Consider the following 4,864-nt stretch of genomic DNA (forward strand, 5'->3'; position numbering starts at 1 on the left):
TTTGTTTTCGATCTAATCGAGAAGAATATAAAGTGGCATGATAGACAGTTAATACTTAAAAATGTCTAAAAAAGCAGTGAGTTTAATAGAAATAGTTATCCACATTTAGAGGTATGAATAATTCAGGCACTAATATAAAGTTAAAGATTAAAGTACATGGTTAATTTAAGTATTTATGAGCCTGTAGTCACAGCTTTTACTTTTTTACACCTTACAACTTGCATCAATGTAGTACACTAGTAGAGAAGGCTGAAAAAGCAGCTGATCACTTTAAAATCATTATCAGTATCTGTCTTCAACAAAAAAGGAGAGTGGTAGAGATGGATCAGACAATCGATCTGGCAGTCAGAACAAAGGGTCTAGTAAAGCAGTTTGGATCCTTTACAGCAGTGGACAGCATTGACCTGGCTATCGAAAAAGGAACTGTTTATGGCTTTTTAGGCCCTAACGGAGCAGGAAAGACGACAACCGTTCGCATGCTCAGTACATTATTGAAAATCGATGAAGGCGAGGCGCATATTTTTGGATATGATGTAACTAAAGAACCTAAAAAAATCCGTCCTCGTATTGCTCTGACTGGGCAGCATGCGTCCATTGACGAAGATTTGACGGGAACTGAAAATCTAGTCATGATATGCAGATTAATGGGCTTCAAAAGAAAAGAGGCCAAACAGAGGGCAGCTGAATTGCTGGAAGCATTCGGCCTGTCAGATGCAGCAAGTAAGCAGGCCAAAAATTATTCTGGAGGGATGCGACGCAGACTAGATATTGCTGCCAGTATCGTTATCACTCCGGACCTCCTGTTTCTGGATGAGCCGACAACTGGCCTGGATCCTCGAAGCAGAAACCAGGTCTGGGAAGTCGTTCGGGCACTGACTAAAGCCGGCACAACTGTTCTGCTGACAACTCAGTATCTTGATGAAGCCGATCAGCTAGCTGACCGTATAGCTGTCATTAATAAAGGAGCGGTCATTGCTGAAGGGACACCCTCCGAACTGAAAGCTTCAGTAGGATCAGGCATGCTTCATATTACTCTTAAAAATAAAACAGATATCGAACAAGCAGAAAAAGTGCTGGAAACGAGGTTTGATGCTTTAATCCGCAGATCATCCAGAGAATCTGAAATTATAGTTAACGTCAGCAGCTCATCAGAAGCATTAAAAGCACTGAACAATCTGGAATCTGAAGGCATTGAGCTGGTGACTTTTTCCCTAAGCCAGCCGAGTTTAGATGAAGTTTTCTTAGCTTTAACTGATGACGAGGAATAAGAAGGAGGAACTTAAAATGGAATTCAATCAGAATAAATCAAAAGATAATCTTCAGCAGACGATCATCTCATCACATCGTCCAACCCCGCCACACGCACTGTCGTCTGTCGGCACTTTTGCTATGCGATCGTTACTCAAGACTAAACATACACCCATGGCCCTTATGGACATCACTGCCATGCCTATTCTTTTTCTGATAATGTTCACCTATCTTTTTGGTGGAGCAATAGCAGGTTCAGTTCAGGACTATTTACAGTTTATTCTTCCAGGAATTCTAGTACAGACGGTTATTCAGATTACAATGTATACCGGTCTGGACTTAAATAAGGATCTGCAGAAAGGTTTTTTTGACCGTCAGCGTACTTTACCCATCTGGTCCCCCTCATCCCTAGTAGGATCAATGACTTTTGATGTGCTGAGGTACACCATTGCCTGTCTCATCATGATAGGTTTTGCAATGATTCTGGGATTTCGTCCTCAAGGTACACTTATAGGGCTTGTCTCTGCTGTCGGCCTTCTCCTGATCTTTTCCTTCAGCCTGTCGTGGATATGGACCGTACTGGCTCTTATCATGGAATCTGAAAATGCCTTAATGGCTACCTCTATGATGATCATATTCCCTCTGACTTTCCTAAGCAGTGCCTTTGTAGATCCTGAAACCATGCCTAGAGTACTGGAAGTATTTGTAAGCATCAACCCAATTTCCATGCTGGTGGATTCAGTAAGGGGCTTGATGCATGGGTATACTGTCGGGACAGAAATTGTCTGGACTCTGATATCTTCAGGAATTCTGTTAGCTGTCTTCGGTCCGTTGACGATGTATCTGTACAAAAGTAAAAACTGATAAGTTTATGTCTAGCTCGTAATATGGATATTTTCCATGAAAAAAGCTGATCAGCATCTATGCCGATCAGCTTTTTTTCATGCATTATTGAAATACGCATTGAGTCCTGACACTACAAGAGCCACAAACAGAGTCAATGAAAAGGAGCTGAAGGCGAATCCGCTCACTAGTGCGGCGGTAAACCACAACATCAGTCCGTTGATGATAAAATAGAATAAGCCCAGTGTCATTACTGTGATAGGCAATGACAATATAACCAGTATAGGCTTCACTGTAACATTAAGAACGCCGAATACAACTGCCGCTATAAGAGCTGTCACCCATGAATCGATCTGAAACCCTTGAAGGAATCCAGCCAGTGCCAGAAATATGAGAGTATTAGCTAAAATGCGCTGCCACCATTTCATAGATTAAAAGTCACTCCAGTCGTCCTCTTCCAGTTTTTCGGCTTCTTTACGTTTAGGTTTATCTGAGACACCACCGAAAGGAGAAGGTTTTTTCTTATTGGAAGCTAATTTACTTGTCTGATCATCACTTTCCGGCATGACGAGCGCTAAAAGGAGATAGATAGGCACTGTAGACCCTACTCCGATGAAAGTAGCAACAACGACAATCACTCTTAGAAGAACAGGATCGATATTGAAGTACTCACCCAAACCACCCAGCACACCAAAGATGACTGCATTATCTTTTGATTTTGATAATTTGTTCATTTTACACTCCTCTTTCCGTTCAATTATTTATCTGTATCTTTAATTAAAATATTTCCTGTTGTAGTACCGGCATAAAAGCTCATTGGCGCATCACCGGTAACACGCTTTACATGCATCGTATGCTCGATTTTTTCCATCGGTTCTGTATCGGACAAGCGGCTTTTCACTTTTCCGAATGTTGTTTTAGCTTTTCCCTCAATAGCGCGTCCTTTAGGAAGAGCCATTTTAACATTTCCATTGACAGTAGTCGCGTTCACTCTGACAATTTTCTGATCGGATAGTGTAACTTTAATTTCTCCGTTCGTCGTAGTAAAGTCTGCACTTTCCGTTTTCCCGTCAAAGACGATCGATCCATTCACTGAACCTGCAAGGACATCTCTCAAGTCCGCCTGCTTGACAATTATCTGTCCATTCGAACCTTTTGCCTCAAGCATGGTTGCTGACAGTCCTTCGAAGGTCAGTGATCCATTAGTAGATTTTGCAAAGACATCTTTTGCTTCTATATCTTTGAGAGACAGTTTACCATTCAGCATGGTGATTGAAACATAATCGTAAGTTCTCTGCGGCAGGGTCACTTCCAGTTCAACATAGACACGTTTGTTAGGCATATGACACAACAGTTTGTCTTCGTCGATCGTTACTGTGCTTCTGGCATCGAATGTTTTTTCAGGTGTGTCTTCATCCATTTTACCATATAATTTACCTTTTGCCTTAAATGACATTGTTTCTCCCTGACCAGGTTTCAGAATCAGTTTTCCATTAGCCAGCTTGAAGTCAAGAATAGTCGCTGAGGTTGAGTCGTACTGCCATTCTTTAGTAAATTCCTTTGTACTTAAAGAAGGAATTTTCAAGTTGATATCCTTCCAGTCGAAATGACTCATGGCCTGCTCAATGTTTGTACGAATGGTTTCTGTCACATCATTTTTAGAGGCCTGATCCACTTTAGTTTTGATGATCTTGGACCACTCTTTACTTGCAGCATCCAGTTTTTCTCCAGCTTTCGACAATTCTTCTGTCGCTTTTTTCTCCCAGTCTTCAGGAAGCTCGAACTTTGAAGTTGCCTGTTTAGCTTTCAGCGTCCACTGCTTCATCTTAGTGCGGTGGAGTTTCTTCATGAGTTCAGCTTTCTGAGCAGCCAGATCATTGACTTCTTCCTCAATTTCTTCTATTTCATCAAGAAGCTGCTCGACCGCTTCATCATCTTTTTCAGACTTCAGTTCTTCTACATCAGACAACTGTTCATCTAGGTCACTGATTTCTTCTCTTAATGTGATGATTTCATCAGTGGTGTCTACATCATCCAGCTGTTTGATCAGTTCAAGTTCTTTCTGGATGGCTCTGATTTTTTCAATAATTCTGTCTTTTTCTTCTTGGACGGTTTTTCTTCCTGACGCTTTAAGTCCTTCGAGCTCTTCTTTCTTCAACTCAAGAGATTTCTTTCTGTTCGCCAGGTTTTCATTAATCCTATCCAGTTCCACAGAATACTGATTGATTTCAGAAACCAGCTGTTCAAGTGAGGCTTCTGCTTCTTTCTGCTTCTCCCTGTTGTCATCGTCTAGAGCTTCTTCAATGTGCACATCTGCCTCGTCAGCCTTTTCTTCAGTATTAAATGCTGCTTCTGCTTCTTTTCTGTCATCTTTCTTGGCAAGTGATTCCAGAAGATCCAATCCTTCTTCAGTTGAAATAACTCCATTTTTCATCAACTCAAGGATACGTTTTCTTTCGTTCATGGTACACCCTCCTATTTGGTTTATCCTCATTTGTTTTTATCCCTGTCTTTATTAGCTTCCTATCTAACGTATATTATGACTGAAGAAAGCTGATTTGTCATAGGTCTTACGACTGATTTTTGACCTATAATAAATGACATAAAAACCCGTCTCTGATAAAAAGACGAGTTCTTATAGACTTTTTTAACGTAATTCCGAAAGAAGTCTCCCACTTCTAAGCGTATGGGTGCGAAGCACCAGTGAAAGTGGGAGATGAATTTCGGTCAAGCGATAGCTTGAAGTGGTTAATCTGTCATTTTTGTTGTATAC

At 41.0% G+C, this 4,864-nt stretch carries 5 protein-coding genes; 2 read left to right on the forward strand and 3 right to left on the reverse strand.

Annotated features, from left to right (window positions below):
* Positions 1-320 precede the first annotated feature (320 nt).
* Together ACYQ2O_RS10540 and ACYQ2O_RS10545 are read left to right on the forward strand one after the other, a co-directional pair.
* Positions 321-1,268 (forward strand): ATP-binding cassette domain-containing protein, encoded by a 948-nt coding sequence (locus ACYQ2O_RS10540; protein ID WP_346024553.1) that lies wholly within the window; start codon positions 321-323, stop codon positions 1,266-1,268.
* 16 nt (positions 1,269-1,284) lie between these two features.
* On the forward strand, positions 1,285-2,112 hold the full coding sequence (locus tag ACYQ2O_RS10545) for an ABC transporter permease (protein WP_091265161.1): 828 nt from the start codon (positions 1,285-1,287) through the stop codon (positions 2,110-2,112).
* A 77-nt stretch (positions 2,113-2,189) separates the two neighbouring features.
* Here ACYQ2O_RS10545 and ACYQ2O_RS10550 read toward each other — a convergent pair whose 3' ends face one another.
* From ACYQ2O_RS10550 to liaX, 3 genes are read right to left on the reverse strand one after another with little or no spacing between them, the layout of a single operon-like run.
* A complete protein-coding gene (locus tag ACYQ2O_RS10550; protein WP_091265162.1) occupies positions 2,190-2,519 on the reverse strand; it encodes a phage holin family protein in 330 nt (109 codons plus the stop codon).
* Positions 2,520-2,522: 3 nt separating this feature from the next.
* Positions 2,523-2,825, reverse strand: a complete 303-nt coding sequence (locus ACYQ2O_RS10555) for a PspC domain-containing protein (protein WP_346024552.1) — start codon at positions 2,823-2,825, stop codon at positions 2,523-2,525.
* 23 nt (positions 2,826-2,848) lie between these two features.
* Complete coding sequence (liaX, locus tag ACYQ2O_RS10560; protein ID WP_346024551.1) at positions 2,849-4,555, reverse strand: daptomycin-sensing surface protein LiaX; 1,707 nt, start codon at positions 4,553-4,555, stop codon at positions 2,849-2,851.
* Positions 4,556-4,864: the final 309 nt, after the last annotated feature.

The sequence above is a fragment of the Alkalibacterium sp. m-11 genome (genome assembly GCF_054658155.1).

Coding starts and splice junctions, on each gene's coding strand:
- ACYQ2O_RS10545 (WP_091265161.1), top strand. CDS start 1,285: ATGGAATTCAATCAGAATAAATCAAAAGATAATCTTCAGCAGACGATC.
- ACYQ2O_RS10540 (WP_346024553.1), top strand. CDS start 321: ATGGATCAGACAATCGATCTGGCAGTCAGAACAAAGGGTCTAGTAAAG.
- ACYQ2O_RS10550 (WP_091265162.1), bottom strand. CDS start 2,519: ATGAAATGGTGGCAGCGCATTTTAGCTAATACTCTCATATTTCTGGCA.
- ACYQ2O_RS10555 (WP_346024552.1), bottom strand. CDS start 2,825: ATGAACAAATTATCAAAATCAAAAGATAATGCAGTCATCTTTGGTGTG.
- liaX (WP_346024551.1), bottom strand. CDS start 4,555: ATGAACGAAAGAAAACGTATCCTTGAGTTGATGAAAAATGGAGTTATT.